This is a genomic window from Alteromonas sp. G4i13 (assembly GCF_054960505.1).
On record NZ_JBHNYX010000029.1, the window covers coordinates 1 to 25,141 of the forward strand.

The window sequence follows — 25,141 nt, forward strand, 5'->3', positions numbered from 1 at the left end:
ACCATTTCTTCTTCAGACAGCGCTTGGTTGGCAACGATCATATAAATGGCTGCTTTTTCTTGCGCTTGCTGCAGCGTTTTCTCTTTATGAGCCGCAAATAGCGCGTTAATAGTGGCAACATCTTCATTTAACGCTTTATCGTTTGCTTTTGTACCGCTTCGATTAAACCCAAGGGCTGTAGCGCCTGCCGCTGAAATAACGGTGGTATCGATGTCGGGCAAACTTAATAAATATTCCACCGCGGGAATATTTCTGTGCCACACGGCCAATAGCAGTGGCGTTCCGCCCAGGCGTACTGACTGCAAGTTTACGAATGCTCCCTCTTTCACAAGCAGTTTAACAAGGTCTAAGTTTCTTCCTTGAACAGCCAGATGAAGCGGCGCTACCCCCATTAATCTATCGAGTCCGTTAACATCTGCGCCGCTGTCTATAAGTGCCTTAACACGCTGTATATTGTTATCCAACACTGCTTTGTGCAGCGGTGTTAGGTTCTGATTTATGTTGCTTTCAAACTTACTTGTATAGAGCGCCCCTATTGCTTCGTTTGCCACGGCTTCGCTAAACGAGGTGGTAATGCCCATGCCAGAGAGCACAATTAACGCCAGAGACTGACACGCTTTTCTGTAAACGGGATAGGTTTATTCATTGTCTCGCCTAACTTTTTAAATGCTTTTTGCCTTGGTTTTAAATTCTGGTTTTGAGTTTTTAGCACGTTGTTAATCCCTACAAAGGACTAACAACGTAACTGTCGATGGTTACTTTACCTTCGGTATCAATATGCACATGCCAGCGCTCTTTTACCTGTACCTCAACCGATTCCCCTTTAAAGTCAGACGATTCAAATGTGTCAGCGCGAAGGTTAATTCGAAGGTCTACTATAAACCCATTGGGCTTCGCTGAATCAGCATCGGGTTTGATATCAATTTGATCTACGCGGTGCTCACAGTTAGGTTTAAACGTCTTGCGTGCCCACGCGTACCAGTCGTTGAATCCAGCATGGCCTTGAAATCGTCCCTCTGGCGCTTGCCAGACAACCTCCTCGCTGAGATTCGGTAGAAACGCTTCACTTGACGCCGGTAATTGATCGAACTGCCCAAACCACGTCGTTACAAACTGTTTGATACGCAATTCTGGAGAGTTCATCAAAACATCAATAGCATCGGCTACCCGCTTACCATGTTGATCACCACGGGCCTGAACGTCTGAAAGCGTGTTGTAAACACCTTCAATGTACACCATGCGATGGCTGTAAATTGGCTTGTGGTACTGCATTTTTGCAAGGTAAGCGAGCTGTTCTAGCGGGCGTAAGAATTCTTCCACACTGAAATGGTTATAGCCTAGCGGTCTATAAGACTCTTTTGGGCCACCTACCGAAATGGACAGTAAAAAGTGCTTATTCGCCAGCTTGTCTCCTTCAGGGCCAAACGCAAAATTATAAGTAAATACTTGGTCAATCCAGCGCTTAAGTAAAGCTGGTACAGAATACCAGTAGAAAGGAAACTGCAGTACAATCACCTCAGCGTCAAGCAAGGCTTTTTGCTCTGCCTCTACATCAATTGGGTTGTTAGAATAAAGGGTGTCCAAGCGTCTAACTTCAATGTCATTTATGCGCTTAGTCAGGCTTTGCAAAATAGCGCTATTAGCATTGGACTGGTCTAAATTAGGATGGCCGGAGATAACTAATACTTTACTCATTACTTCTACCTTTGCGTGATAATTTTATGGTTGGTTCAAAGTGAACAGATAGAAGTTTATGCTTGAATGACCTTTAGTTTTATATGATGATTAACTCAAAGATTATTAGTTTAAAACTAACAATTAAATTCTAGATATAATTTTGGGCTTGAAACCCCTCGACCAATTTGTCACTTAGACTTTCAAGAGGCGCTACAAGTGAACGGCACCACATTTCAACAACTTATTGTTTTTCATGCTATTGCCGATGAAGGCAGTATTAGTGGCGCAGCTCGCCAGTTAGAAATGGCACCGCCGTCTGTAAGCCACGCGCTTAAATCTCTAGAAGCAAGTGTGGGCGTTCCTTTGTTCAATCGAACCACGCGTAGAGTTGAATTAACCGATGCGGGAAAGTTACTTAAGCAGCAAACTCATCATGCTATCGACACGTTAGATATTGCATTTGAAGAGGTCAACGCCCTTAGCTATACCCCTAGGGGCACGGTTCGTATTACCACTCCTCGCTTCGCCTTCCAACAGCTTTTGGCGCCTTATTACCAAGAGTTTTGCGAGCGCTATCCAGACTTAAAGCTTGAGGTATCGATAAACGATGCAGCCGTAAATTTGATTACCGATGGGATGGATGTGGGTATTCGCTTTGGTGATAGGATAGAAGAAGGTATGGTGGCAAAGCGATTAACTAATGCCACTAAAGAATGTTTGTTCTGCTCACCTCACTACGCTAAAAAGTATGGCCTTCCCTCGTCTATTGATAGCCTTCAGCAACACAAGCTCATTCAATATCGTTTTATTACCTCTAACAAACTTGCGCCACTTCATCTGTGGCAAAACCAGCAAGCTGTGAGTGTTTCAATGCCGATTGCTATGGTAGTCAACGATACAGATTTGATGATTGATGCTGCCAAAAAAGGGTTAGGTATAGGAAGAATTGTTGAACCTATGGTGGATGAATTATTTGAAACTGGCGAGCTTGTTCCCGTACTTAAAGAGAACTGGTTTCCTTATTCAGGGCTATTTATGTATTTTCAGCAACATAGTCAAAAGGCCCAAAGAATTAGGGCCTTAATCGACTTTCTTGAAGAAAAACACGCAGTTTTACGCTAGCGCCTGTTGGTTTTTACTGTGCATCAAATCTCAACAGGCGTTAGTAACTTGTTTGCTTTCAGTGCGCTAGGGTATCGTTTTTAACTTTCTGCAGATCCGCCAAGCGGTCTTTCGCATTTTCTGGCGCAATCGCTAAAATATCGCGACTGCCCGCCTCCTCTGTTTTTTCTAATGTCACTGAAGTAATCAGCCATTGCCCTTCTATCTTTCTAAAAGTGAAGTGGTAGATGCCCGAAACTTGCCAAAAACCATCATGCCCTAGCCAATGACTGGCAGTAAATGGCACGTTAGCAAACGCTATATCTTCTTTTCGATTAATACTTGGGTTTCCCAAGTTGTGGAATGTTTTTGTCAAAGCCAGGCAAGAAAGCCGCCCAGTTTTGCATTAAGATCTCACGTTTTTGGGTTACCGCTTCGCCCCCAAACAAACTGGTGTAGTCTGTTGTTACATGTGGGGCAAACAGTAAGGTTAAGTATTCATAAGCATTGTTGTCAGCTAATGCTGAAAAGCTATTCAGGTTGCTGTGAATACTTGCAATGTCTTTATCACGGTTCGAATGGGATATGGCGGCATGGCCCATAGTAAAAACTCCAACTAACATGACACAAATTATGGCTTTAAATTTCATTTCTGAGCCTTTAATAGGTAAACACTCGCCCTACAATGCGCTGTCGAAGTGAGAAACTGCGGCGTTAACGGCTTTTTCAACGGCTTCAGGTTGGTCGTAGAAGTCAAATTGATTGATGTTATCTAGCCAAATTGCATTTACCGAATCAGTCGCGTTTTCCAAATACTGATGTGCACCTTGTGGCAGCGCCATCGCTTCTGATGCAACCATTAAAACCGGTATAGTCTGTTTTGATGCACTTAACTGCGCATTATAATTAAGCCAACCGCTCCATGACGTCACGTTGAATTTGTTGTCGTAGGCAGGCAACAAACCTCGTGATTGCTCAGTGTAGTAAGGTGCGTTATACATCAAGGCGTTTTCATTGGTTAAACTTGCCGCTTCAATAACTAATGGCTTGGATTTGTCTTTCTCTGCCGCTGCTAACGCAAGTAATTGATTGCGATTTTCTTCACCGCCATAAATGGCTGTTGCCATTGCTTCATCATGTAACCAGGGGGCCACTACTGCCACCGCGCCTAACCGTGTATTTTGGCTTAATTGAGTATTTTGAACCGCAGCATCAAGCATATAGCCCGCTGAGGCACAAATGGCCAAGCCAGCAATACGGCTGTTGTCCACCTGCGCGACGTTTGATAGCGCTTTGATAACAGCCTGTATATCTTGCGTTTTACGAACAGGATCTTCAAGGTACGCGGTTTGGTTGTCATCGGTATCTCTTGACGCTCCCCAACCTCTAAAATCAAATGTAACAGCAGCGTAGCCTCGCTCGGCTAGTGCCTTTGCATAAACAGCTGGCATTTGCTCTTTTACTGATGTCCATGCACCTGTAACAACGACCACTGGTGGATTAGCAATACCTTTTGGAAGGTATAAATTTGCAGCCAAGTTGCCCACTTCTGTGTTTAACGTGATATTTTCCATTTGAAATCCTTGCTGGTTGTATTGACGATGACTATTTTTGTTTTCACTGCTTAACTGCGCATGATTAGCGCTTAGTTGTTCAATGCTTGTTCGGGCTTGGTTTAGCGCGTCTGTTTGCGATGGTTGTTGAGCGTGTGATATGCCCGGTTGTAATATGACCAGTGGCGATATCAAAAGTGACTGTGCAATTACTGTTATGGTAGTTTTAAGCATTTGGCTGTGCTCTTTAAGTGGGTAATCAATGAGCACAGGATATGAAATAGTGCGCCTTAGTTATTGCACATTAATGCTAATTATTTGTAGGTTATTGCTAAAGGAAACATAAAGCTTGAAGTCACGTTTAGCCTTTTTTGATCATGCGACACATCAACCTTCATCGTGCAAAGACGTACTAGATATTGCTTTTTCAAACGACGGTCTCGATTGGAAAGGCATCATTTTAGAGAAAGGAAAGTCGCCTCACTTTTACCCTCAAAATGTGTATACCCCTTATTTCTATTTCGCACTCGCTCTTGAAAGCGACCTGAATTGGAACATAGAAGCGAATGGAAGTATGGTTTCTTTAAAAACCAGTCCGGGAAACATTTGGATTAATCCACCTAAAACGCCGTTTACACACGACATATCCGAGCCTTGTTATTTTGTTATTTTAGCGGTTGAAGAGCGTGTATTTTTAGACGCATGTCCGTTTAAGGTAGAACAAGAACAGCTGCAGTTTCTGAACAACTACAATGTGGAAGACGAGACCATAAAGGGGCTAATTGAGCTTCTGTTATTAGAGACACAAGCAAAGGGTCGTAATGGGAAAGCCTATTTAAGTAACTTATTGTCTGCACTTTCTGCTCATTATATCCAAAATTATTCAAATTACCGCGACCTTCAAGATTCCTCAGCAAAGAGTGTCAAAATAGGCAAGTCACAGATAGATAAGATTGAGCAATACATTAAAGAAAATATAGGCAGTACCATTAGCGTAGATGCGCTGGCCGAACTCGTTTTTTGCAGCAAGTTCCACTTTTTAAGAGAGTTTAAAAAGAGTGTTGGGGAAACACCGTACCAATTTATTACCCAATACCGTGTTGAGCAAAGTAAAAAATACTTACTCGCGTATACTCATTCCATGAGCGACATCGCGTTATTACTGGGATTCAATGACCAATCTCACTTCAGTCGTGTTTTCAAAAATCACGAAGGCATTACCCCAAGCCAATTCATTAAACAATACAGCGCGTAGAATAAACTATTTTGGACATTACCTACTCAATAAAGCCCTTGCTAAGACTTTATGGGTAATTGCCCTAATGCCGCTGCGCATGCCAAGCCAATGGCAAACGTCATCGCCACACTGGTGAAGGTGCCCAAAAGTACATATTCAGTTAATTTTCTGTCTTGGTGTTTAGTAAGATCACCGAAGCGAAATATAGATTTCGCCGCAATAAGAAAACCTATGGCAGAAAACTGATTTAACAACACAAACGTTAACATGAGTACACGTTCTAAATAGCCAATTCGTTGACCTGCCAGTGATAAAGTTTGCTGTGCCTCTGTACTTATTGTGGGCGGATCATTGGGGTGAGAAGACGGCATTTTGTTAGCTAATACTTCATCGCTCCAAGGCGACAGCAGCTGTTTAATAATAACTGAACTGGGCTTGAGTACCGCCAAATAGGCCAAGACCACTAATAGATGCGATGTACCTATCTGCTGAAGTAGTCCCACTGCCTCGCGCCACTGATTAGTGGCATACAAAAATACGCCTAAGATCACGACAATGTGCGCTATTTGATCGATAACAAAAGACGTGGTGTTTTGCTTACAATACGATTTAATCACGTCAATTTTGAAGTGAGAAACGGCGACTACAATTGCCCCAATACCTATACTTGCGATACTTATCGTTGATGAAAACAAGAACATTGCTGCTGCCGCGAGTATACCGTGTATGATTGCGTGTAGGTATAAGGGCAAAGCCAGTGCGTGTCGTTCGTTTCTTTGCTGTACCCAGGTAAACGGTTGAAAATAAAAGTCTGCTAATAGATGCGCTAACACAAGTGCCACCAGCAGTTGAGGTTCAGCAAGCATTTGGTTCTCCTGTCACAAGCATTATGTTTTTTGCATAACCCGTCATCACGTTAGTCTTCCTTGGTCAATTGTTCCGTTTTTAATGAGGTTCCACCTTGAACCCATAACGTGAGCGCTCTCTCCATATAGTCGAGATATTCTGCTATCAGTTTATAGTTACTGGCATTGAGAATTCGACTTACATTACTGCGATTTTTATCTAGTATGGCCGCTACACTTTCATGGCTCTTATCCGTGGCTTCAAGATACGCGAGTAAGGTTTGCGACTGGGTTTGTGTCAGTCCATTGATATGCGCGTCGGCAAAACGTGTTAAGAGCTGCGTTTTGTCGTCGAGTGTTTGTTCACCGCTACAAAAAGTAAGATGGTGCGGCTTTATGTTATCTAACCCTCGTCCTGACAACACAAATGCGTCTCCAGTGCCAGTTTTTACTTCTGAAGGGCGAAATTGCGCTTCTCCCACAGCAACACTCATTCGCACGTCCACACCTGAAGCGTGCGCCTTAAGAGCTAGCCGCAATCCAACTGCGGCTGCAATGCTATGCTGTGGTTGTGCAACAACTAGCTGGAATGCGTCTCCTCGATAAATATCAAAGTCTCCACCGTAGTACTCGGCGTAGTATGTTAAACGCTCTCTCAGCGTAGCAATTATCTCTCTGAATTCAGCATCAGAATAAGACTGAGAGTTGGAGACGTCACCGGTAATCACACCAGCGCGCTTTTTTGTATTGCTTGTTAAAGCACTCTTTCTTGTCATTTCACTATGCGCCGCGTTGTCTTTTCTGCTTTCAATAGACACTTTTTTCCGTTCAGGGGTCAACTATGACACGCTACCACCTCAAATTCAAAAACAATCACACAGCAAAATGTGATTATTATTAATCACAAATTCACATGTGACTAAATTTCGTAACGGAAAGCAAAATATAATAAAGAACGTATAGCGGCTGTTGATTAAGTAGAATACTTATTCTACCCTAGAGTAGAATATTCATTCTACTTAACATCTGTTTAATTGGTTAACAAGCGATGTGCCAAGCAGACGAAAATAACAACCGTTTTCGAGGAGACCCGGTATGACCGCGCCCAAACAATTTGAGTTAGCTTCGAAACTAGAGCAAGCTTTTGCCCTTTACGGATTCGCAGAGCCTAATGTGGCTAAACTCAAGGACTACACCGGCACCACACTAAAAACCTTGTACAAATACTTCCCTTCAAAAGAAGACATGATTATTGGCGCGCTTGACTATCGTCACAGCCGTTACATCGCGTTTCTGGAAGAAAACTGTCCCTCGACGCGTAACGAAGCAATTAACCACATATTTGAACGCTTGTCGGTGTGGCTAACGACATTCGCTCCCAGAGGTTGCATGTCATTGCAGGCTTTGGCGAGTTACCCCAATAATCTTCAAATTGAAACCGCTGTGAACAACCACAAACACGCGGTGCTAACGTGGCTGAATGAAAAGCTCGAAGACCCAGCCCTTTCAAACAGCGTGTTCCTGCTACATGAGGGCATGTCATCAGCATGGCCAACGATTGGTGATAAAGCGTTAACCGCAGCGAAAGGCGCACTAACAGTGCTACTTGATTAGCCCTTCTTAGCACTTGCATCAACCATTACCTTTCTCGTCTAAAGCAAAAATTCTGGAGGACAATATGAAATCATTGCCAAATGAAATGTACGGCGTGCAGTTAACTAAACATGGCGATCTCGACGCGCTTACATTTAACGAAAACATACCTTTGCCTACACTCAGCGACAACGATGTACTTATTGAAGTACGCGCTGCGGGGGTAAACAACACCGACTTAAATACGCGAAAAGGTTGGTATTCCAAAGGCGACAACAATGCAGAAGATGCTGGATGGGCCGGCAATGCGTTAAACCTACCTCTAATTCAAGGCGCCGACGTATGTGGCTATATTACCGCTGTGGGTAATAACGTGAGCAAAGAACGTATTGGTGAACGCGTCATCATTGAGCCTTGTTTGGTAGAAGTTGACAGTAAACCGCTAAGTACCCCTTGGTACTTCGGCTCGGAATGCAATGGAGGTTTCGCACAGTTTACTAAAGTCGCATCGCGCCACGCCCATGCAATAGATTCAACGATGACAGATGTGGAACTAGCCTCGTTCCCGTGCTCTTACTCTACAGCCGAAAACATGCTGCACAGAGCTAACGTAAAAAAAGGTGAGCGAGTATTTATAACCGGTGCCTCGGGCGGCGTAGGCTCAGCTGCCGTACAACTCGCTAAAGCACGTGGCGCCTATGTTGTTGCAGTAACCAGCGAACAAAAGCAATCAGCCATACAAGCATTAGGCGCCGACAAGACCGTTTTGCGTGATGAAGATTGGCAACACATGGCAGAAAGCGAGCCGTTCGACGTTGTTATCGACCTTGTTGCTGGCCCACGATGGCCTGAGCTACTTGAGATCCTAAAACCGTTTGGTCGCTACGCGACGTCGGGCGCAATTGCTGGTCACGACGTCTCTTTGGATGTACGGACTCTGTATTTGAAAGATTTAACTCTATTAGGCTGCACTATTTTAGGACATGATGTATTTGCCAACTTAGTAAAACACATCGAAGCAGGCAATATTAAACCACTTGTATCGAGCACATTCCCACTAAGTGAAATACACCAAGCGCAGCAAGAATTTGAGAAGAAAAAACACATTGGTAAGATGGTATTGACGTTACAGCCCAAATAACGTCGATATGCCCGAGAGAACGTAAACCAAAGTCCTTTAACGACGGGCGCTCCTATGAGCTTCGCCGAGTAAATGCTTGGCGAAGCTCTTAACACTAATTCTTACACAACTGAGCATAATTTTCTGCCAGCATATCTTGCGCGATAACGTGCTTCGTCGGCTCGTTCAACAAGCCAGGGCATTATAAGAAAAGCCACTGCTAATCGCGTTTTCAAACATAGGTATTTGTTTTTGTACTCTTTGTAACATTAGGTACTATTTCCTGACATTTTAGACCTGTACTTTGGTACAGCCTGTAAAACGCAGGCGTCTAAAAACAAAAGGAAATATAATGAAAAAGCTCATCGCGTTCACACTAATAATTTGCGCATTTAATGCGTTTGCTGATAACTGTGTTTACAACTGCCCCACCGGTCAATCTGGACAAACCATTACCCGTTCCATTTACACCCTCAACAATAATGCACAAACAAAGTTCGCCAACTGGGTGGCCTATCATGTAACCCCAAGCACTATTGACGGCCCATCAAGAAGTCGTAATTGGAAAGCTGATCCTTCAATTAACTCTGCGAATACTTTAGAGCCGAACGATTACAGCGGAGCATGGGCTACAATTGGTACTGACCGCGGCCATCAAGTTCCTCTTGCTTCGTTCAGCAACACAGCCGATTGGCAAATGCTAAATTATTTATCAAACATTACACCTCAAGATTCAGACCTAAACCAAGGTCCTTGGGTGGACCTAGAAAATGCGGTGCGTGATGTAGTGAGAACTGGGCAAGACGTCTATGTGGTTTCTGGACCGTTATATGAGTGGTATTTCGCTACTCTGCCAGAGGCAGATGAGTCGCACAGCATTCCTAGTGGATATTTTAAAGTCGTCATTACCGATGTTAACGGCTGGGTGGAAGCCTCTGCTTTCATCCTAGAGCAAAACGCAGCTCGCAGTGATAACTTTTGCGCAACTGAGGTAACGGTTAATGAAGTTGAATCCAGAACAGGTCTAAACATTATGCCGTCACTACCAAGCTATAAAGAAAATGCTGTTGAAGGGGGATTAGGAGGCTTAACCGCTGCGCTCGGCTGTTAATAACCCATCTAAAAAGGCAGGGATGCCTACCTCTTTTTAAATGGCTGCTGTAAAAGCGCAATGATACTTGCGTTCTTCTTAGTGGCTGGCACGTCTTTTTGACCAATGGGCAATGTTTCGTCGCTAAACGCAGCGCGAGGCGTAAAACTATGAAACAGCCTATCCCACCACGATACGCTAAAGCCATAGTTAGAATTAGATTCATTTTTAGCCTGGCTATGGTGAATGCGATGTAAGCGCTGTGTGATTAGCACAAGCCCAATTCTATCATCCCACTTTTGTGGCAACCTAATATTGGCATGATTAAAAAGGGCAAAGCCATTTAGCGCTACTTCAAAGATAACAATAGCAATAGCTGGCACGCCTAGTATCACTACCGCCGCGGCTTTAATCCCCAAGCTCATAGCAATTTCAACTGGATGAAAGCGAAGGCCTGTAGTGGTGTCGACATGACTATCGGCATGATGCATTTTATGAAAGCGCCACAACATAGGCACGGTATGAAAAAGTCGGTGCTGCCAATAGATAAGCATATCAAGTAGTAAAACACTTAAGGTTACGATGGCTATATGAACAAGATACGTTGAAGAATTACTGAGAGGCTCACCACTGTTTAGCAGTTGATTGGAGCTTGAAGCATCAGCCGGCACGGCATCCAGTAAAACGTTGAACACACCTATGCCTTTCTGCTGCGCCCATAAAGACACACCAACGAGTGTGGCCGGAAGCAAAATACGCGATACCAACGCCCCCATTACCACCATGGACAAGTTACCCAACCAGCGTGTTTTCCTACTAAGCACGGCTTCTCGCGCTGGCAACAGTGCTTCAAGTACTGCCATAAGCACAAAAACGCCAAGAAATACGCTTAAGCGAATAATCGCGGTATTATCCAAAGCAAATTACCTTTATCACGTTAATTACTTCCAAAATTCAGATTACTTTTACTGCAACGAGAACTTTCACCATCATTCATAACCTGAAGAAGGCACTGTGCGTTCTGACTTTGCAGCGTCGCGCTCTACCCTGTGAAGCGTAGAAAAGCCCCCTGCTATGCGAGTAATGACTGTTACGGCACAAGCTGCAGCGAACACATAGGCAAGCGTTGCAAAATACTGCGGCCAAATACAGAACGCCAAAAACACCAAAATGGTTTCAGTGCCTTCGGTTAACCCCTGCATATAATAAAAGCTTTTGTTAGCAAACTGGGGCCTATCTATTTGAAACTTCTCTGCTGCAATGGCAAAGGCTAAAAAACTGCTGCCAGTGCCAATAAAAGTAGCTAACAGCACCATAGCTGGCATGCCCCACTCTTGAGGGTTAGCAATGCCAAACGCCAAAGGAATAGAAGCGTAGAATAGAAAATCTAAGCAAATATCCAAAAAACCACCCGCACTGCTGCTGCTTTGCTGATAGCGCGCCAGTTCACCGTCAATTCCATCAAAAACACGATTCAATATGATGCAACCTAGCGCCATATTCCACCAGTTAAGAATAATAAAGGGAAACGCAAGAATACCGACGACAAACCCGGCAAGCGTAACCTGATTTGGGGTAACACCCTTGCTGTCTAGCGCTTTTATCAACGGTTTTAAAAGTGGCTTTATAAAAGGGGTAACTTTGGCATCTAACATGACATGTCTCTTTACTCGCTCTGCAGTATTTTTTTACTATTTCAGTACTACCTTCGGCAGCACCTATGTAATACCGCTATAAAATTTCTATGACGTTGCCGCCTGCGGCTAGCGCATCATCTTTATCGTGTGTCACTAATACTGCGGGAATATTACGTGCTTTTAGCTGCGAAAACGTCCAGCTGCGAATTTGACTTCGAAGGGCTACATCTAGTTTGCTGAACGGCTCGTCAAGCAATACCACATCAGGCTCAGAAGCTAACGTTCTGATAAGGCTTACTCTGGCCTGCTGACCACCAGAGAGCGTATTCACAGTCCGGTCAGCGATGCCGTCAAGTTCGACGGCCACTAATAACGCGTTTATGGCGTCGTGTTTCAATTGCTTGTTTTTATATGCCTTATCAGGCATAGCGAACGCAATGTTTTCGCCCACGGTCATGTGTTCAAATAAAAGCGCATCTTGAAACATAATGCCCACTTTGCGAAGGTGCGCATCGATATCGTTTATCACCACGTGGTTAATTTTAATTTGTCCAGTAACGCTAAAGGGGGCCTGAAGCTGTCCGGCGATGGCTTGAAGTAAAGTAGACTTACCTGCGCCGCTAGGTCCCATAATGGTCAGCACTTCTCCCTTTGCTACCTCAGCACTTAACTGAAGCAGCGGCTTGTCATCGCGATAAATAACGATGTTTTCTAAACTAAGCACTATAAATTACGCCCTTGTAGTTTTTGTTCTTATGTTAGCCATGCGCTTTTACTGCACCGGGTCTGCGGAACGATTGCTGTGAGTATCTGATACCAGCATTTGCCTACTTCGTCTTCTCGTTGCAATTGCAGGCATGTACCAAGCGATCATAAAGCCAATTAACGGCATTACCGCTTGAATAATGACATACACCGCAGTAAGTCGCGTACTGCTCCCCGATACCGACGCTACAGCCTCGGTAGTAACAGTAGGGAGCGTCCCGCCAGACGCCAGCAAGGTAGGTAAATACTGGCTAAAACTAATCGCCAGCCCCAACGCCCATGCCACCATAATGGCGCTGAACAACGAAGGCAGCTTAACATGATAAAACACCTGCCACGGCGTTTTGCCCAAGCTCTGCGCCACCATGGCGTATCGGTTGTCGAACTTCCTATACGCCACAGCCATCGATAAAAACACGTAAGGCACAACATAAACCATGTGCGCTATATAGGTGTGAAACCATACGGCGTTTTGAAAAACAAGCTGCTGGAACCAGACCAGACCATATAGAAAAGCAACGCCAGGTACCAATAGTGGCAAAAATAGAGAGACAGAAAATGCATTCGAAGCAACAACACGCGCTGGCTTTAACTGCTCGCTTTCCAGGGTAAATAAAACAAGTACCAATGAATTTGTACTCACCAGCACGCCAAGTAATAAGGTATTAATAAGCGGTGTTGTCAGCGCACTTGTTGCCGTACTCCAGTGCAGTAGTGTTAGCCCCTCTGGCAATAACAGCGGGAAATGCCATTGCTTAGCAAAGGAGTACACAACAACCGTGTATACCACCGCGCAGATCAAGATGATGTAAACTGCCATAACGGTAAAACCACATGCGCGTAGCGCAGTATCTGCAAAATATCGATTTCCACCTGAAAGGCTGCGCTTACCGGTGTATGCCACTAATCGCTCTATCCCCAAAAACAATACTACCGCCACCGCTGATACTGCCACTTGAACCACAGCAGCGCTACTTGCAAGCAGTCGCATGGACAAATCAATATGATTAAACCAGTGCATAATGGCGACAGCCAAAGTGCTCGGGTTATTTGGGCCTAGAATAAGTGGAATTTCTACATTTGAAGTGGCGAAAACTAGTACTGCTAAAAGCGGTAACTTTATCTGGGAAAAAATTGTCGGCAGCACCAGTTTAAAAAAGCTCGCAGTAGGCGAATAACCTAACGCTGTCCCCACCTTTACATACCCTGTGAGTTTCTTTTTCACCAGCGGCTGAGACATAACGCTTAGCGTCATTAACAAAATAAACGGCAGCTCTTTCAGGCTAAGCGCGATAAGTATACTTAGTCCTAGACCGTCATAAAGTAGCGTTCCATCATTCGCAGCGGGCAATGCCATTTCGCTGATTTCATTAACAAAGGGGGTTGTGAAAGCATGACTAAAATACGCATTCAAGCGCGTGGTAGTTGCTGCAAATATACCAGAAGGGCTAACTACAAATAAAAGGGAAATGGCCGCAGCCGCGTGGGGAAACACCAGAAACGGGCTTAACACACCCTGAATTTTTCCTAGCAGGGAAGATTGGTAAAACGTGGCGAGAATACAAAACGCTGCTATTACGGCTAAAAGGGTTGAGCCTACGCCCGTAAAAAGCGACAACCACATCATTTGCCAAATATCTGGGAGGTCGAATAGCGTAGCAAACACTTGCGTTGAAAAGGCGTTTGCGCCGATAGCTGGGAAATAACCTAACGCAGGAAATATTACCCCTACCAGCCCTGCCAATACGGGAATACAAAGTAAAAGCAGCAAGCACCAGCGTGCAACAAGTGTAATGTGAGTAAACATTAGTAGCGTGCCCCGTAACGTTCATACCAGGCTTCGCGCAATTTATCAGTCCAGCTTGCATGGGGTTCTGCTAACAGCACCGCTGACTGTGATTTGTCGAGGGCAGATTTGTGCACAGACTCGTCTTTAAACAGCATCGCTTGTGCTTGTGTCAGCGATGCCATATCAAGAACCGTATCATCGCCCCACACCGTCAGCTTTTGCTTCTCGGCCTGAGCTTCTGGCGAAAGCAAAAAATTTACTACTGGCTTTGCTGCTGTTTTGTTTTTCGAATTGTAGGTCAGCCCCACAAAATGGACATTAGCAAGGCTACCGTCTTGCATGGCATAGGTGCGAACATCGTCGGGTAGATCAAAGCGATTTACCGCTGATGGAATTTCAGCGGCGGTAAATGAAAACGCGAGTGTTAACTCACCTGTGCCAACCAAGCGTTGAAGTTGTGAGGCTTGGCGAAGCATATACTCACCTTGCTGCCACATAGTGGGATGCAATTGGTCCAAATAAGCCCAAAGTGCGGGCAATACAGCCTGAAGAGACGATTCGGTAACAGGTAGGTAAAACAAAGACTGCTTATCGCCGTTAAGTGCAATTGCTGCGTATTTTATAAAGCTAATGCCTAAATAATCGCTCGGCACTGGATAAGTGAAGCGTCCTGGCGCTTTTTGAGAGAACCGAAGCAGTTCATTAATGGTTTGCGGAGGTGCAGTGCCTAACGCTTTCATGTGCGCGCTACGATAATAAAACACCATCGACGCCTTACCCCACGGCGCTTCCATACCAAGCGTGGGTTCGCCAAAATCGGTTACCATGGCAGAGTTCTTTTCCGGGCGGGTTAGCGCGAAATAATCAAGTTCTTTAACCCAGTCTTTAGAGAGCAAGCCATGCTTTTTCATTGCCGCAAAGTTTTCGCCATTTATCCATATTAAATCTACGCTGCCGTTATCGTGATTACCGGCCGCTTTTTCTGCTAATACGCGTGACACGGCGTCACTGGTATCAGCAAGCTTAACGTGCTGCAGTTCAATGTTAAAACGCTGGCTAACTTGCGCCGCTACCCATTGCAAATAACCATTCACTTGAGCGCTTCCCCCCCATGCATGAAAACGTACCAGAGGTTTGCTTTGTGTGTCGTCTTTAGGCGATTGCGCTGAGGTGCGCTTGAGCACCGTTGACGCACGTGTTGGCGATTGATGCTGGCTCTGTATTTCATTGCCAGAAACATCAACAATAGAACCATCAACACTGGCAATATCAAACGGCACCGCAAATGAATGCGAAGCCGTAATTAGCTGAGAACTGAAAACAGCTGACGCCAGTGCCAGCCCCTTAATGAGGCGACTAAACTTGCCAAAGCGGCGTAAACAAGCCGCTTTCGTGCTAACTGAAGCGCTATTGCGTGGCATTGAGTGCCCAGTCGTAATCTAAGAATTCTAACTCTGCGTTATCTTGCTCAAGCACTGAAATCTGCTGACTCGATAGGTTTAATGCATCCTTGTATAACAGCAAAAATTGGCTGAGATTTTCCGTGTTTACGTTTTTAATGTCTTGCCAACTTTCACTTTTCCGATTGGTGTTTTTTTCAAAATCTTCGCTGTACCAGTCGAGTATTTTTGAAAGCTTCAAGGTGTTACCGTCCATTCTGTTGCGAGACGTATCGGCTAAAAAACGCTTGGTTTGTGCGTCAAGCTGGCTATCTAGCCTTGCGCCAACATACGCTTCTTCTCGCAGCGCAGGGCAACCAATACTGGCACAGTTTACGGCAAAATGAATTCGAGGCTCGTTATATCCTTCCGTGGTTTTGTTTTGTCCACGAATAAGTTCGTGCTCTATTTCATCCAGCGTACGGGTTTTACCAAGTAGCGGCGCAATTTCTTTTTTCCATGGCGACGAGAAGAAACCGCCTAAATCGCGAATAGACTCAATCTTAGGGTATTCGGTAAGAATAAGGTCAACGGTGTAGGCATTGTAAGCATTTATGAGAAATGCCAGTTGGTCGGCCCTGCTCCAGCCGTCAAAGGTACTTTTTTCTACCTTAGCTAAGCTATTTAAATACTGAGTTAAACGTTCCCTATCTTGTTTAAACCCATGGTAATCAACTTGCGTGCTGGCACCATTGTCTATGGTTTTCACATGCTCGCTTAGCAACGCACTAAACGGTTCGTGTATCCTGTTCAATTGCTTTGGCACCGCTTCATCAGAGAGAGCAGAAAAGCTTACGCTTGCAGCAAGCAGCATGATGCTGCTTACTGCCAATCGACCAAATTTTCTAATAGTGATTCGTCTGGACATCGCGATTACTCTTGTCATTACTTGTTCGCTCGCCATCACCAATGCGTTTTTCACCGCAACTGCTTTTGTCACCGCTAATGCTTTTTTCACATTAACTATCCTCTGCGCCACGTGTGGAATTTCTCTACATAGCTGAGCAATTTTTCAGGCGCGTTTGCGCGCTTCCAATTCCCTGCTGCATACTTTGCGCCTTCAGCCCATGTTGGGTAAGCGTGGATAGTGCCAAGGATCTTGTTTAACCCTAGATCGTGCTTTATCGCAATAACAAACTCAGCCAGTAAGTCTCCTGCGTGTTCCGAAACGATAGTAACGCCCAGTATCTTGTCTTTACCCGGTGGCGTGAGTACTTTAATAAACCCTTTTCTGGCACTTTCCGCAACAGCACGATCTAACTCTGCAAACTCGTATCGCGTTACTTCAACGTCAATGTCTTGCTCGCCAGCGTCACGCTCGTTAATGCCCACGCGCGCTACTTCCGGATCGATGAAGGTTGTCCATGGGATAACGCGATAATCAACTTTGAATTTTTTAAACGTGCCGAAAAGTGCGTTGACTGCAGCGTACCATGCCTGGTGGGCGGCCACGTGGGTAAATTGATAAGGCCCTACTACATCGCCAGCGGCAAAGATATTAGGCATCAGGGTTTGCAAGTATTCGTCTGTTTCAATTGTTCTATCAAATTGAATACCTAGGTCTTCCAGACCAAAACCATGTAAACGGGCTTTTCGTCCCACAGCCACAATGACTTCGTCGTAGGCTATAGTAGATTCAACACCCTCTTTCGCTACAACCAGTACTTTTTCACCGTCTTGTTGTTCAAAGCGAAGCGCATCATGGGACGTCAATACGTTTACGCCGCTCTCTCTAAGCACAGACTCAGCATACTCCGCCACATCCGCATCTTCTCGGCCCATTAAACGCGGAGCACGCTCAACTTGCGTTACGTCACTGCCAAGGCGTGAAAAGGCTTGGGCGAGCTCACAACCAATAGGTCCGCCACCTAATACGATTAAACGTTTTGGCGCGTCTTCAAGTTCAGCAAACTTGGTCCACAAGGTATCAGAGGTGACATAGCCGCTTTGCTCAATGCCTGGTAATTCGGGAATAAATGGTGCTGCACCTGTAGCAACCACAATATTTTTTGTGGTTAGTGTTTGGGTACCGCCATCGTTCTTTTTTATTTCAACTGTCCAAGGGTCGATAATTTTCGCATAGCCTTTTACAACATCAACACCCAAGCTAGTGTAACGCTCTACACTGTCATTAGGCGCGATTGCCGCAATCACTTCGTGCACACGTGCCATCACCCTTTTAAACGACATAGCGGGTGTTACCGGCTCTAAACCATAGTTATCAGCATGACGCATTTGATTGGCCACTTTTGCCGTTTTTATAATGGCTTTGCTCGGTACGCAGCCGTAGTTGAGACAGTCGCCGCCCATTTCGCCGGCTTCTACCAGCGTGACTTTTGCTTTCACCGCAGCAGCAATATAGCTGGTAACCAAACCACCTGCACCCGCTCCAATAACCACTAAGTTGCGATCAAACTTCTTTGGCTTGCTGTAGCCTTTGTAGACGCGACGGCGATTGACCACTGCTACGATAGCTTTAGCTATCCAAGGGAATATGCCTAAAAGTACAAATGAAAAGATAAGCCCAGGTGAGACAATGCCAGACAAACTGTCTATTTGGGCAAGTTGAGTACCCGCATTTACATATACCGCGGTGCCCGCAAGCATGCCCACTTGGCTTACCCAGTAGAATGTCCAGGTTTTAAGCGACGTTAACCCCATCAACAGGTTGATTAGGAAGAACGGGAATACTGGCACTAGGCGCAGGGTAAATAAGTAAAACGCACCTTGCTTTTCCACGCCCTCATCAATCTTTTTAAGCTTTTCTTTAAACTTATTTCGCACGGTGTCGCGCAATATGAAGCGTGAAACTAAGAACGCCAGCGTTGCCCCTACGCTCGAGGCAAACGATACAATAACTAAGCCTTGAACCAGGCCAAACAAAGCCCCTGCTGCCAGGGTCAAAATAGCCGCACCCGGCAAAGAAAGTGCAGTTACGGCAACATAAATGGCAAAGAACACACCTATACTTAATACCGGGTTTTGAGCAATCTGCGATTGAAACGTATCGAGTGAATCCTTCATACCTTGAAGGGTTAGATAGCTATTTAAATCAAAATAAAAAAAGCTAAATATGGCGGCAACAATAACCCCTAAAAGCGCTATTTTCTTAAACATAAATATCCTTAGCGCTTAAAACGCGTATTGCATGGTAACTTGAGCGTGACGAGGTACGTTTGGCATGACAAGTGTCGCACCGAAATACCCACCTTCAAACAGCGGCTGCCAGTTTTCTTCATCGGTCACATTAATGATATCTAAACGCAATCGAAGGTCATCTGTTACTTGATAGTCTGCATTTACATCAACCGTATATTGGTCGCGAATATGCACCGTTTGCAGAAAGTCTAGTGGGAATGACTTGGTATAGAGCGCACTTGCCCCCACTTGCAGGTCATCCGTAATTTGCCAGCCAGCGTTAATAGAAGCAATTTGTGGCGGGATCCCCTGAACGCGACTGTCTGATGCAGGGAACGCGGCAAAAGAAGGTGATCCTACTCCTGTACCTTCAATAATATCAGGACGACTATTATCAAACGCATCAATAACCTGCGCCGTACCTTGAAACGCCGCTGAATCATCAAAACGCGCGTCTAAGTAGCTATACGCGGCATTGATCCAAACATCGTCTGCTTGATAGAACATTTGTAGTTCGAAACCTTGCGTTTTCACACCACTGTTACTGCCATCACGGTTACGTAGGCTTCGGGTCTGGTCAAACACAGCGGCCTCTGCATACCAGCTGCTGTTTGGCGCATATTTTACACCCACTTCGTACAGCGTATTTTCAGTAGCAAAGTTAAGCGGGTTAATCTCGTTATTACCGCCTAACACCGTTCCACCCGCCATGCTGTTCGATGTTGCGTCGTTTTCTGAAAACGCCGCGTAAACATTTACATCACCCGTTAATTTGTACACTGCACTTAACTGGTAGCTGGTTAATGTATCGCTGTACGAATCTGAAGCTGCTTCAACACCAATCGGCGCTAGTGGGTCACGCGCGTCTACGTCATAGTAATCAACACGTACGCCAGCAATCGTTGAAAATTTATCGGTCCACGTCGAGCGCTGCTGAAGCGCCAGGCCTGTTTGCCATGCGGTAGAGTCGGTGGTGTCTGATAAATTAAAATCGCCGTTACCATCGCCGTCTACGTCGTACTGCGCCCCCGGTGAAACATATACGCCAGGACGCAGCTCAACTAATCGGGCTTTTTGGGCATCGGTAAGCGGAATAACGCGGTTTGAGATAGGCCCGGTTAAATCAATCGGATTATCGGCCTCAGTGGTAAACTGGCTATAGCCCAACACGTCGTTGTAACGTAGCGCTAACCCTACAGTCGTGGTTTGGCTGTCGTTCCACTTATAATCTAGCTCAGTGCGGTTTTCGAACGTGTCAGCCCCGTCAATGATCTCAACAAAGCTATTTTGCGCTATTTCTTCACGTTCAAGATATTGATAATATGTAATGTTGCGAAGCGCCACGTTATCAGTCATTTTGTATTCGACACTGCTTCGAATAACCGTAGTTTCAGCACCGTTAATGTCGTCAGGATTTGTGAATACGCGGTTGCGAGGAATAACCACTTCTCCGGTAGGAGAAATGATAGCACCTGCCCCCGGTACTGTACTGCCATTCGGCTGAGTGCCTTGCCCAGTAATATAAATACCGTTATCGATAAGGTCTTGCGTTGGGCGGTTGATACCTGCGTTGTCTGGATAGTCTGTGTCATAATACTCCGCGCTGATATCCCACGTCAGTACATCGCTTGGCGTATAGCGATAGGCTACAAAAAGGTTCGTGCTATCGCGCTCGGCAAAATCGTAGAAACTGCCATGGTCTAAGTACTCTGCACTAAAGCGAATACCACTTTTACCTTCTTCTATAGCTGTGCCGTAATCCACTTGCGCTGAATACTGATCCCAGCGCCCGGCGCGAAGGGTGACTTTCCCCTTGCTTTCTGTAGTAGGCGCAACCTTTGTTTGAAGGTTTACAAAGCCACCGTTGCGCTGCGTACTACCAAACAACACTGGCGACGGCCCTTTCACCACGTCAATTTGCTCAACGCTATTGAACGACAAAGGCAAACCAAAGCCATTGTTGCCCGCTTGACGTCTAATACCATCTTGAAAAAGCTCACCTAATTGGCCGCGTATACTGGGCAGGCTTGGCGTGCCAAAGCCGCTAGAGGCGTACGCGTTGGGCGCCGCTTTTACGATGTCGTGTAAATCGTTAATGTTAAGTGCCTCTATCGCTTGTGCCGACAGTGACGTCACCGCTCTAGGTGTCTCAGCTGCACTTAAACCGCTACCGAAAATGCCTTTAAGTGTATTATCACCAGGATTTAGCGTATCTAAACTCTGCTGGTTTCCGGTTACCTCAACCACTTCAATATCTGCCGCTTGCTGGGCATAGAGCGATTGACTGATTGCAAGTGCGAGTGTGCTAACGGCTAGGCCGATTACTTTTTTCATTAACAGATCCGTATTTTTAATTCTTGTTCGACAAGACCGATACGCGTCACAAAAAATTTCAGTACATTTAATTTTCAAAAAAATATTAAAAAACACAAAATTAATTGAAATTTTTATTTTGAACGGTCGTTCTAGTATGCTTGCACTATTATACTTTTGGAGCATGTATGCAAAACAACACCGATATTCAAAACCGACTACAATGGTCGCTACTTTCTCTTCGCGTAACAATATTTATCGTTATGTTCGTATGGACACTCGATAAGTTTGTTAACCCAGCCCACGGCATGGCCATTTTTGAAAAGTTCTATGGTATCGGCGGCGTGCCTGAAATGGCCGTTTACGTTATGGGCGCACTGCAGCTTGCGCTGGTTTTGGCATTCTTAGCGGGACTTGCGAAAAAATACACCTACGGTCTTATTTTTATCCTTCACGGTGGGTCTACCCTGTCTTCATTCCCGCAGTATCTAGATGCCTTTAATCACCTACTGTTTTTTGCTGCATGGCCAATGTGGGGCGCGTGCTTTGCACTTTTCCTATTGCGCGATGCCGATACTAAATTTGCCTTTGGCAAGTAGCAGCTATTCGTTAGCTAATCACGCTAGATAATACCGCTAGATACACCGCACGCTAGAAAGTTAGCGCATAGCGATAGTCCTTATATTTATTCTTTAGCAAGCTAACAAGATATGACGGCTACGCTTTTTAGCATTTAACTTACTGTTTGGCAGCAGCATACAGTTGCTGCCATTCAGCCTCTTCTACAGGCATGATTGACAGTCTTCCACCTTTTTTGACCAATGGCAGTTCATTAATACCGTCCATCGTTTTAATCACTGAAAGCGGCAGAACGCTTGAAAATTTCTCTACAAATTTCACGTCAACGCGATACCAGCGGGGGTTATCCTGACTTGATTTAGGATCGTAGTATTTTGATTCAGGGTTAAACTGCGTAGTGTCCGGGTAGCCGTCTCTTACCACTTCAGCAACACCTGCAATGCCGACCAGCTTGCAACTTGAATGATAGATAAATACTTTGTCACCCCGTTTAACGCCGTCTCGTAAAAAGTTACGCGCCTGGTAATTTCTTACGCCGTCCCACGGTTCCGTTTGTTCTGGGCGATTTGCCAAGTCATCGATTGAAAATGCATCAGGTTCTGTTTTAAATAGCCAATACGCCATAGTCGTCGTTAATTCTCTTCGTTGTAAATAGACAAGCCTGTCATTCGCTAAATGCGGGCATTTGAAGCGCTTATAAAAAAATGCGCTCATGGCTAGCTTTACAGCTTGTTGATTTAAGTGAGTATACAAAGCTCTTTAATTTAATGACAGTGCTATACCTTAGCTTGGCCAACACTGTTATAATTACGCACTTATTCTGAGCTTTAGCTTAATTTAAGCTCAGCAACTCTCTGATTTATCTAGATGTGATTACTATGCAAGCCACCATTAAGGCCGATCGCGGTCTGTTTTCTTACCCTAAATATTGGCCACACTGCCTGGGTACTGCGCCATTTCTTCCCATGTCGAAGGAAGAAATGGATGCCCTTGGCTGGGACAGCTGTGACGTTATTTTGGTAACGGGCGATGCGTATGTAGATCACCCTAGTTTTGGTATGGCGGTGATTGGCAGAGTACTTGAAGCGCACGGTTTTCGCGTGGGTATTATTTCTCAGCCAGACTGGACCAGCAAAGACGATTTCATGAAGTTGGGTAAACCCAACCTGTATTTCGGCGTAACAGCCGGCAATATGGACTCTATGATCAACCGTTACACGTCTGACAAAAAGCTTCGTCACGATGACGCTTACACGCCAGGCAATGTAGGTGGCAAGCGCCCTGATCGTGCGGTTACCGTGTATTCACAGCGCTGCCGTGAAGCGTTTAAAGGTGTGCCTGTTATTGTTGGTGGCATAGAAGCCAGCTTACGTCGCATTGCGCACTACGACTATTGGAGTGAAAAAGTACGCCGCTCTGTACTGTTCGATTCCAAAGCGGATATGCTCTTTTTCGGTAACGCCGAACGTCCTCTTGTTGAAGTCACTCATCGCTTAGCGGCAGGTGAAGATATTGCCGATTTGCGAGACATTCGCGGTACTGCGATTATCGTTAAAGAAGCCTTACCAGAGTGGCAAGGTGTTGACTCGACCTCTCTAGACAGGCCGGGCAAGATAGACGCCATTCCAAGCCCCTACCAGATGGAGCCCGAGTGCGATTCGCAGGATAAAGACGCCAAAAGCAGTGAAGCGCCAGAAGCCGCCCCCATTGTGATTCAGCCTGCGCAAAAAGAGAAAGAAAAGCGTAAGCCTTGGGAAAACGTGTACGTTAAGCTACCTGCGTACGAGACGGTGAAAGACAACAAGGTGTTATACGCACATACCTCTCGTATTTTGCACCAAGAAACCAATCCAGGTTGTGCGCGTGCGCTAATGCAGCGCCACGGCGACAGACACATTTGGATTAACCCACCGGCCATGCCGCTTGAAACCGAAGAGATGGACGCGGTATTCGATTTACCCTATCAGCGTGTGCCTCACCCTGTGTATGGCGATGCAAAAATTCCTGCATACGATATGATCCGCTTCAGTATTAATATTATGCGCGGATGCTACGGCGGCTGTACCTTCTGCTCTATTACTGAACACGAAGGGCGTATTATTCAAAGCCGTTCTGAAGACTCTATTATTCGAGAAATAGAACAAATACGCGATACTGTACCGGGCTTCACTGGTGTTATTTCAGACTTAGGCGGCCCGACGGCGAACATGTATCGCCTGCGTTGTAAGAGCCCTAAAGCAGAAGCAACATGTCGTCGCCCTTCTTGTGTGTACCCTAGCATTTGTGCGCACATGGACACGGACCATAAGCCAACTATCGATTTATACCGCCGTGCTCGTGAGTTGCCTGGAATTAAAAAGATATTGATTGCTTCAGGCGTGCGTTACGACCTAGCGGTAGAAGACCCGGAATACGTGAAAGAACTGGCTCTTCACCACGTAGGCGGCTACTTAAAGATCGCTCCAGAACACACCGAAGATGGCCCACTTTCAAAAATGATGAAACCGGGCATGGGCAGCTACTACCGCTTCAAAGAGCTATTTGATAAGTACTCACAAGAAGCAGGTAAAAAGCAGTACTTAATTCCTTACTTTATTGCATCGCACCCGGGTACCACCGACGAAGACATGCTAAGCCTTGCGATTTGGCTTAAAGAAAACAAATTTAAGCTCGATCAGGTACAAAACTTCTATCCGTCGCCAATGGCAACGGCTACCACCATGTACCATACCGAGGTAAATTCCCTTCGCAAAGTCACTAAAGACAGTGAAGAGGTGCCTTCTGCAAAAGGTGAAATTCACCGTCGATTACACAAGGCGATGCTGCGTTATCACGACCCGAAAAACTTTGCGCAAATTCGCGAAGCCCTTACGCGTATGGGGCGTGAAGACTTAATAGGCCGTGGTCCTCAGCACCTTGTTCCGCCAGAAACGGCAGATGAAAAACGCCAAAAAGCGCAAAAAGGCCGTCGTGGTGAACGCGCACTGACCAAACATACTGGGCTTCCTCCTACCTTTCAGGGCAAGAGCAGCAAAGGCGGTAACGGCGTAAATAAGAGCCGACGTAATTCCAACGCTAACAAGCAAGCTCGTGGTAACACAGCACAGCAGCGTAACGACACCGGCGGGAATAAGAACAGAGGCAACGCTTCGAAAGGAAATAATAGTAGTGGCAACAGCCGCGGCCGTACGCAAAAGCAGCCAAGTATGCACAAACGATAGCAGCACAAACGATAGAAACAAAAACGCCCAGAGCTTGTAGACTC

Annotated in this window: 23 protein-coding genes; 7 read left to right on the top strand and 16 right to left on the bottom strand. The window is 45.5% G+C overall.

Features of this window, described 5'->3' with window-relative positions; all coding sequences use genetic code 11:
* Window positions 1–593 (bottom strand): ankyrin repeat domain-containing protein (locus tag ACFI6J_RS14305; protein ID WP_462586237.1); only part of this gene is annotated, 593 nt, incomplete at its 3' end.
* Between the two features lie 130 nt (window positions 594–723).
* The gene (locus tag ACFI6J_RS14310; RefSeq protein ID WP_342317563.1) at window positions 724–1,695 is read right to left on the bottom strand and encodes an NAD(P)H-dependent oxidoreductase; all 972 of its coding nucleotides are present in this window, start codon (window positions 1,693–1,695) and stop codon (window positions 724–726) included.
* Between the two features lie 198 nt (window positions 1,696–1,893).
* Between ACFI6J_RS14310 and ACFI6J_RS14315 the strand changes: the two genes are divergently transcribed.
* Complete coding sequence (locus tag ACFI6J_RS14315) at window positions 1,894–2,799, top strand: LysR family transcriptional regulator (RefSeq protein WP_338358415.1); 906 nt, start codon at window positions 1,894–1,896, stop codon at window positions 2,797–2,799.
* Window positions 2,800–2,857: 58 nt separating this feature from the next.
* On the opposite strand, the gene ACFI6J_RS14320 is transcribed toward ACFI6J_RS14315, so the two are convergent.
* From ACFI6J_RS14320 to ACFI6J_RS14330, 3 genes are read right to left on the bottom strand one after another with little or no spacing between them, the layout of a single operon-like run.
* Window positions 2,858–3,133 carry a hypothetical protein gene (locus tag ACFI6J_RS14320; RefSeq protein ID WP_348671017.1) on the bottom strand — a complete coding sequence of 92 codons (276 nt, stop codon included), beginning with the start codon at window positions 3,131–3,133 and terminating at the stop codon, window positions 2,858–2,860.
* Window positions 3,114–3,428, bottom strand: coding sequence for a hypothetical protein (locus ACFI6J_RS14325; RefSeq protein WP_348671015.1), 315 nt, complete (start codon window positions 3,426–3,428; stop codon window positions 3,114–3,116). Before ACFI6J_RS14325 ends, ACFI6J_RS14320 begins: the two co-directional genes overlap by 20 nt.
* Window positions 3,429–3,458: 30 nt before the next feature.
* Complete coding sequence (locus ACFI6J_RS14330; protein WP_348671014.1) at window positions 3,459–4,565, bottom strand: alpha/beta hydrolase; 1,107 nt, start codon at window positions 4,563–4,565, stop codon at window positions 3,459–3,461.
* A 115-nt stretch (window positions 4,566–4,680) separates the two neighbouring features.
* On the opposite strand from ACFI6J_RS14330, the gene ACFI6J_RS14335 reads away from it, so the two are divergent.
* Window positions 4,681–5,586 (top strand): helix-turn-helix transcriptional regulator, encoded by a 906-nt coding sequence (locus ACFI6J_RS14335; protein ID WP_156086355.1) that lies wholly within the window; start codon window positions 4,681–4,683, stop codon window positions 5,584–5,586.
* 41 nt (window positions 5,587–5,627) lie between these two features.
* On the opposite strand, the gene ACFI6J_RS14340 is transcribed toward ACFI6J_RS14335, so the two are convergent.
* The gene (locus ACFI6J_RS14340; protein WP_156086354.1) at window positions 5,628–6,434 is read right to left on the bottom strand and encodes a DUF3307 domain-containing protein; all 807 of its coding nucleotides are present in this window, start codon (window positions 6,432–6,434) and stop codon (window positions 5,628–5,630) included.
* A gap of 50 nt (window positions 6,435–6,484) precedes the next feature.
* On the bottom strand, window positions 6,485–7,231 hold the full coding sequence (locus tag ACFI6J_RS14345; RefSeq protein ID WP_156086353.1) for a hypothetical protein: 747 nt from the start codon (window positions 7,229–7,231) through the stop codon (window positions 6,485–6,487).
* A 277-nt stretch (window positions 7,232–7,508) separates the two neighbouring features.
* On the opposite strand from ACFI6J_RS14345, the gene ACFI6J_RS14350 reads away from it, so the two are divergent.
* The 3 genes from ACFI6J_RS14350 to ACFI6J_RS14360 all read left to right on the top strand — a co-directional run bounded on the left by ACFI6J_RS14350 (window position 7,509) and on the right by ACFI6J_RS14360 (window position 10,237).
* Entirely contained in the window at window positions 7,509–8,027 is a 519-nt protein-coding gene (locus ACFI6J_RS14350) for a TetR/AcrR family transcriptional regulator (protein ID WP_462586238.1), read from the top strand.
* Between the two features lie 64 nt (window positions 8,028–8,091).
* On the top strand, window positions 8,092–9,147 hold the full coding sequence (locus ACFI6J_RS14355; RefSeq protein WP_462586239.1) for an alcohol dehydrogenase family protein: 1,056 nt from the start codon (window positions 8,092–8,094) through the stop codon (window positions 9,145–9,147).
* Window positions 9,148–9,478: 331 nt separating this feature from the next.
* Window positions 9,479–10,237, top strand: coding sequence for a DNA/RNA non-specific endonuclease (locus ACFI6J_RS14360; protein WP_462586240.1), 759 nt, complete (start codon window positions 9,479–9,481; stop codon window positions 10,235–10,237).
* Window positions 10,238–10,263: 26 nt separating this feature from the next.
* Here ACFI6J_RS14360 and ACFI6J_RS14365 read toward each other — a convergent pair whose 3' ends face one another.
* The 8 genes from ACFI6J_RS14365 to ACFI6J_RS14400 form a co-directional block, all read right to left on the bottom strand.
* Window positions 10,264–11,133: a sterol desaturase family protein gene (locus tag ACFI6J_RS14365; RefSeq protein WP_462586241.1), complete on the bottom strand. Its 870-nt coding sequence runs from the start codon at window positions 11,131–11,133 to the stop codon at window positions 10,264–10,266.
* Window positions 11,134–11,205: 72 nt separating this feature from the next.
* Complete coding sequence (locus tag ACFI6J_RS14370) at window positions 11,206–11,871, bottom strand: CDP-alcohol phosphatidyltransferase family protein (protein ID WP_462586242.1); 666 nt, start codon at window positions 11,869–11,871, stop codon at window positions 11,206–11,208.
* A gap of 76 nt (window positions 11,872–11,947) precedes the next feature.
* The gene (locus ACFI6J_RS14375; protein WP_462586243.1) at window positions 11,948–12,577 is read right to left on the bottom strand and encodes an ATP-binding cassette domain-containing protein; all 630 of its coding nucleotides are present in this window, start codon (window positions 12,575–12,577) and stop codon (window positions 11,948–11,950) included.
* A 48-nt stretch (window positions 12,578–12,625) separates the two neighbouring features.
* Window positions 12,626–14,425 (bottom strand): ABC transporter permease, encoded by a 1,800-nt coding sequence (locus tag ACFI6J_RS14380; protein ID WP_462586244.1) that lies wholly within the window; start codon window positions 14,423–14,425, stop codon window positions 12,626–12,628.
* A complete protein-coding gene (locus tag ACFI6J_RS14385; protein ID WP_462586245.1) occupies window positions 14,425–15,828 on the bottom strand; it encodes an ABC transporter substrate-binding protein in 1,404 nt (467 codons plus the stop codon). Before ACFI6J_RS14385 ends, ACFI6J_RS14380 begins: the two co-directional genes overlap by 1 nt.
* Window positions 15,815–16,804, bottom strand: a complete 990-nt coding sequence (locus ACFI6J_RS14390; RefSeq protein ID WP_014979161.1) for a DUF547 domain-containing protein — start codon at window positions 16,802–16,804, stop codon at window positions 15,815–15,817. Before ACFI6J_RS14390 ends, ACFI6J_RS14385 begins: the two co-directional genes overlap by 14 nt.
* 5 nt (window positions 16,805–16,809) lie before the next feature.
* A complete protein-coding gene (locus tag ACFI6J_RS14395; RefSeq protein WP_014979160.1) occupies window positions 16,810–18,963 on the bottom strand; it encodes an FAD-dependent oxidoreductase in 2,154 nt (717 codons plus the stop codon).
* A gap of 15 nt (window positions 18,964–18,978) precedes the next feature.
* Window positions 18,979–21,318 carry a TonB-dependent receptor gene (locus ACFI6J_RS14400; protein ID WP_014979159.1) on the bottom strand — a complete coding sequence of 780 codons (2,340 nt, stop codon included), beginning with the start codon at window positions 21,316–21,318 and terminating at the stop codon, window positions 18,979–18,981.
* 167 nt (window positions 21,319–21,485) lie between these two features.
* On the opposite strand from ACFI6J_RS14400, the gene ACFI6J_RS14405 reads away from it, so the two are divergent.
* A complete protein-coding gene (locus ACFI6J_RS14405; RefSeq protein ID WP_014976366.1) occupies window positions 21,486–21,896 on the top strand; it encodes a hypothetical protein in 411 nt (136 codons plus the stop codon).
* A 139-nt stretch (window positions 21,897–22,035) separates the two neighbouring features.
* Here ACFI6J_RS14405 and ACFI6J_RS14410 read toward each other — a convergent pair whose 3' ends face one another.
* The gene (locus tag ACFI6J_RS14410) at window positions 22,036–22,500 is read right to left on the bottom strand and encodes an EVE domain-containing protein (protein ID WP_101566579.1); all 465 of its coding nucleotides are present in this window, start codon (window positions 22,498–22,500) and stop codon (window positions 22,036–22,038) included.
* A gap of 254 nt (window positions 22,501–22,754) precedes the next feature.
* Here ACFI6J_RS14410 and ACFI6J_RS14415 point away from each other — a divergent pair, with 254 nt between their 5' ends.
* Window positions 22,755–25,097, top strand: coding sequence for a YgiQ family radical SAM protein (locus ACFI6J_RS14415; RefSeq protein WP_462586246.1), 2,343 nt, complete (start codon window positions 22,755–22,757; stop codon window positions 25,095–25,097).
* The last annotated feature ends 44 nt before the right edge of the window (window positions 25,098–25,141 follow it).

Coding starts and splice junctions, on each gene's coding strand:
- ACFI6J_RS14415 (WP_462586246.1), top strand. CDS start 22,755: ATGCAAGCCACCATTAAGGCCGATCGCGGTCTGTTTTCTTACCCTAAA.
- ACFI6J_RS14380 (WP_462586244.1), bottom strand. CDS start 14,425: ATGTTTACTCACATTACACTTGTTGCACGCTGGTGCTTGCTGCTTTTA.
- ACFI6J_RS14325 (WP_348671015.1), bottom strand. CDS start 3,428: ATGAAATTTAAAGCCATAATTTGTGTCATGTTAGTTGGAGTTTTTACT.
- ACFI6J_RS14410 (WP_101566579.1), bottom strand. CDS start 22,500: ATGGCGTATTGGCTATTTAAAACAGAACCTGATGCATTTTCAATCGAT.
- ACFI6J_RS14395 (WP_014979160.1), bottom strand. CDS start 18,963: ATGTTTAAGAAAATAGCGCTTTTAGGGGTTATTGTTGCCGCCATATTT.
- ACFI6J_RS14330 (WP_348671014.1), bottom strand. CDS start 4,565: ATGCTTAAAACTACCATAACAGTAATTGCACAGTCACTTTTGATATCG.
- ACFI6J_RS14360 (WP_462586240.1), top strand. CDS start 9,479: ATGAAAAAGCTCATCGCGTTCACACTAATAATTTGCGCATTTAATGCG.
- ACFI6J_RS14355 (WP_462586239.1), top strand. CDS start 8,092: ATGAAATCATTGCCAAATGAAATGTACGGCGTGCAGTTAACTAAACAT.
- ACFI6J_RS14385 (WP_462586245.1), bottom strand. CDS start 15,828: ATGCCACGCAATAGCGCTTCAGTTAGCACGAAAGCGGCTTGTTTACGC.
- ACFI6J_RS14370 (WP_462586242.1), bottom strand. CDS start 11,871: ATGTTAGATGCCAAAGTTACCCCTTTTATAAAGCCACTTTTAAAACCG.
- ACFI6J_RS14350 (WP_462586238.1), top strand. CDS start 7,509: ATGACCGCGCCCAAACAATTTGAGTTAGCTTCGAAACTAGAGCAAGCT.
- ACFI6J_RS14400 (WP_014979159.1), bottom strand. CDS start 21,318: ATGAAAAAAGTAATCGGCCTAGCCGTTAGCACACTCGCACTTGCAATC.
- ACFI6J_RS14405 (WP_014976366.1), top strand. CDS start 21,486: ATGCAAAACAACACCGATATTCAAAACCGACTACAATGGTCGCTACTT.
- ACFI6J_RS14340 (WP_156086354.1), bottom strand. CDS start 6,434: ATGCTTGCTGAACCTCAACTGCTGGTGGCACTTGTGTTAGCGCATCTA.
- ACFI6J_RS14310 (WP_342317563.1), bottom strand. CDS start 1,695: ATGAGTAAAGTATTAGTTATCTCCGGCCATCCTAATTTAGACCAGTCC.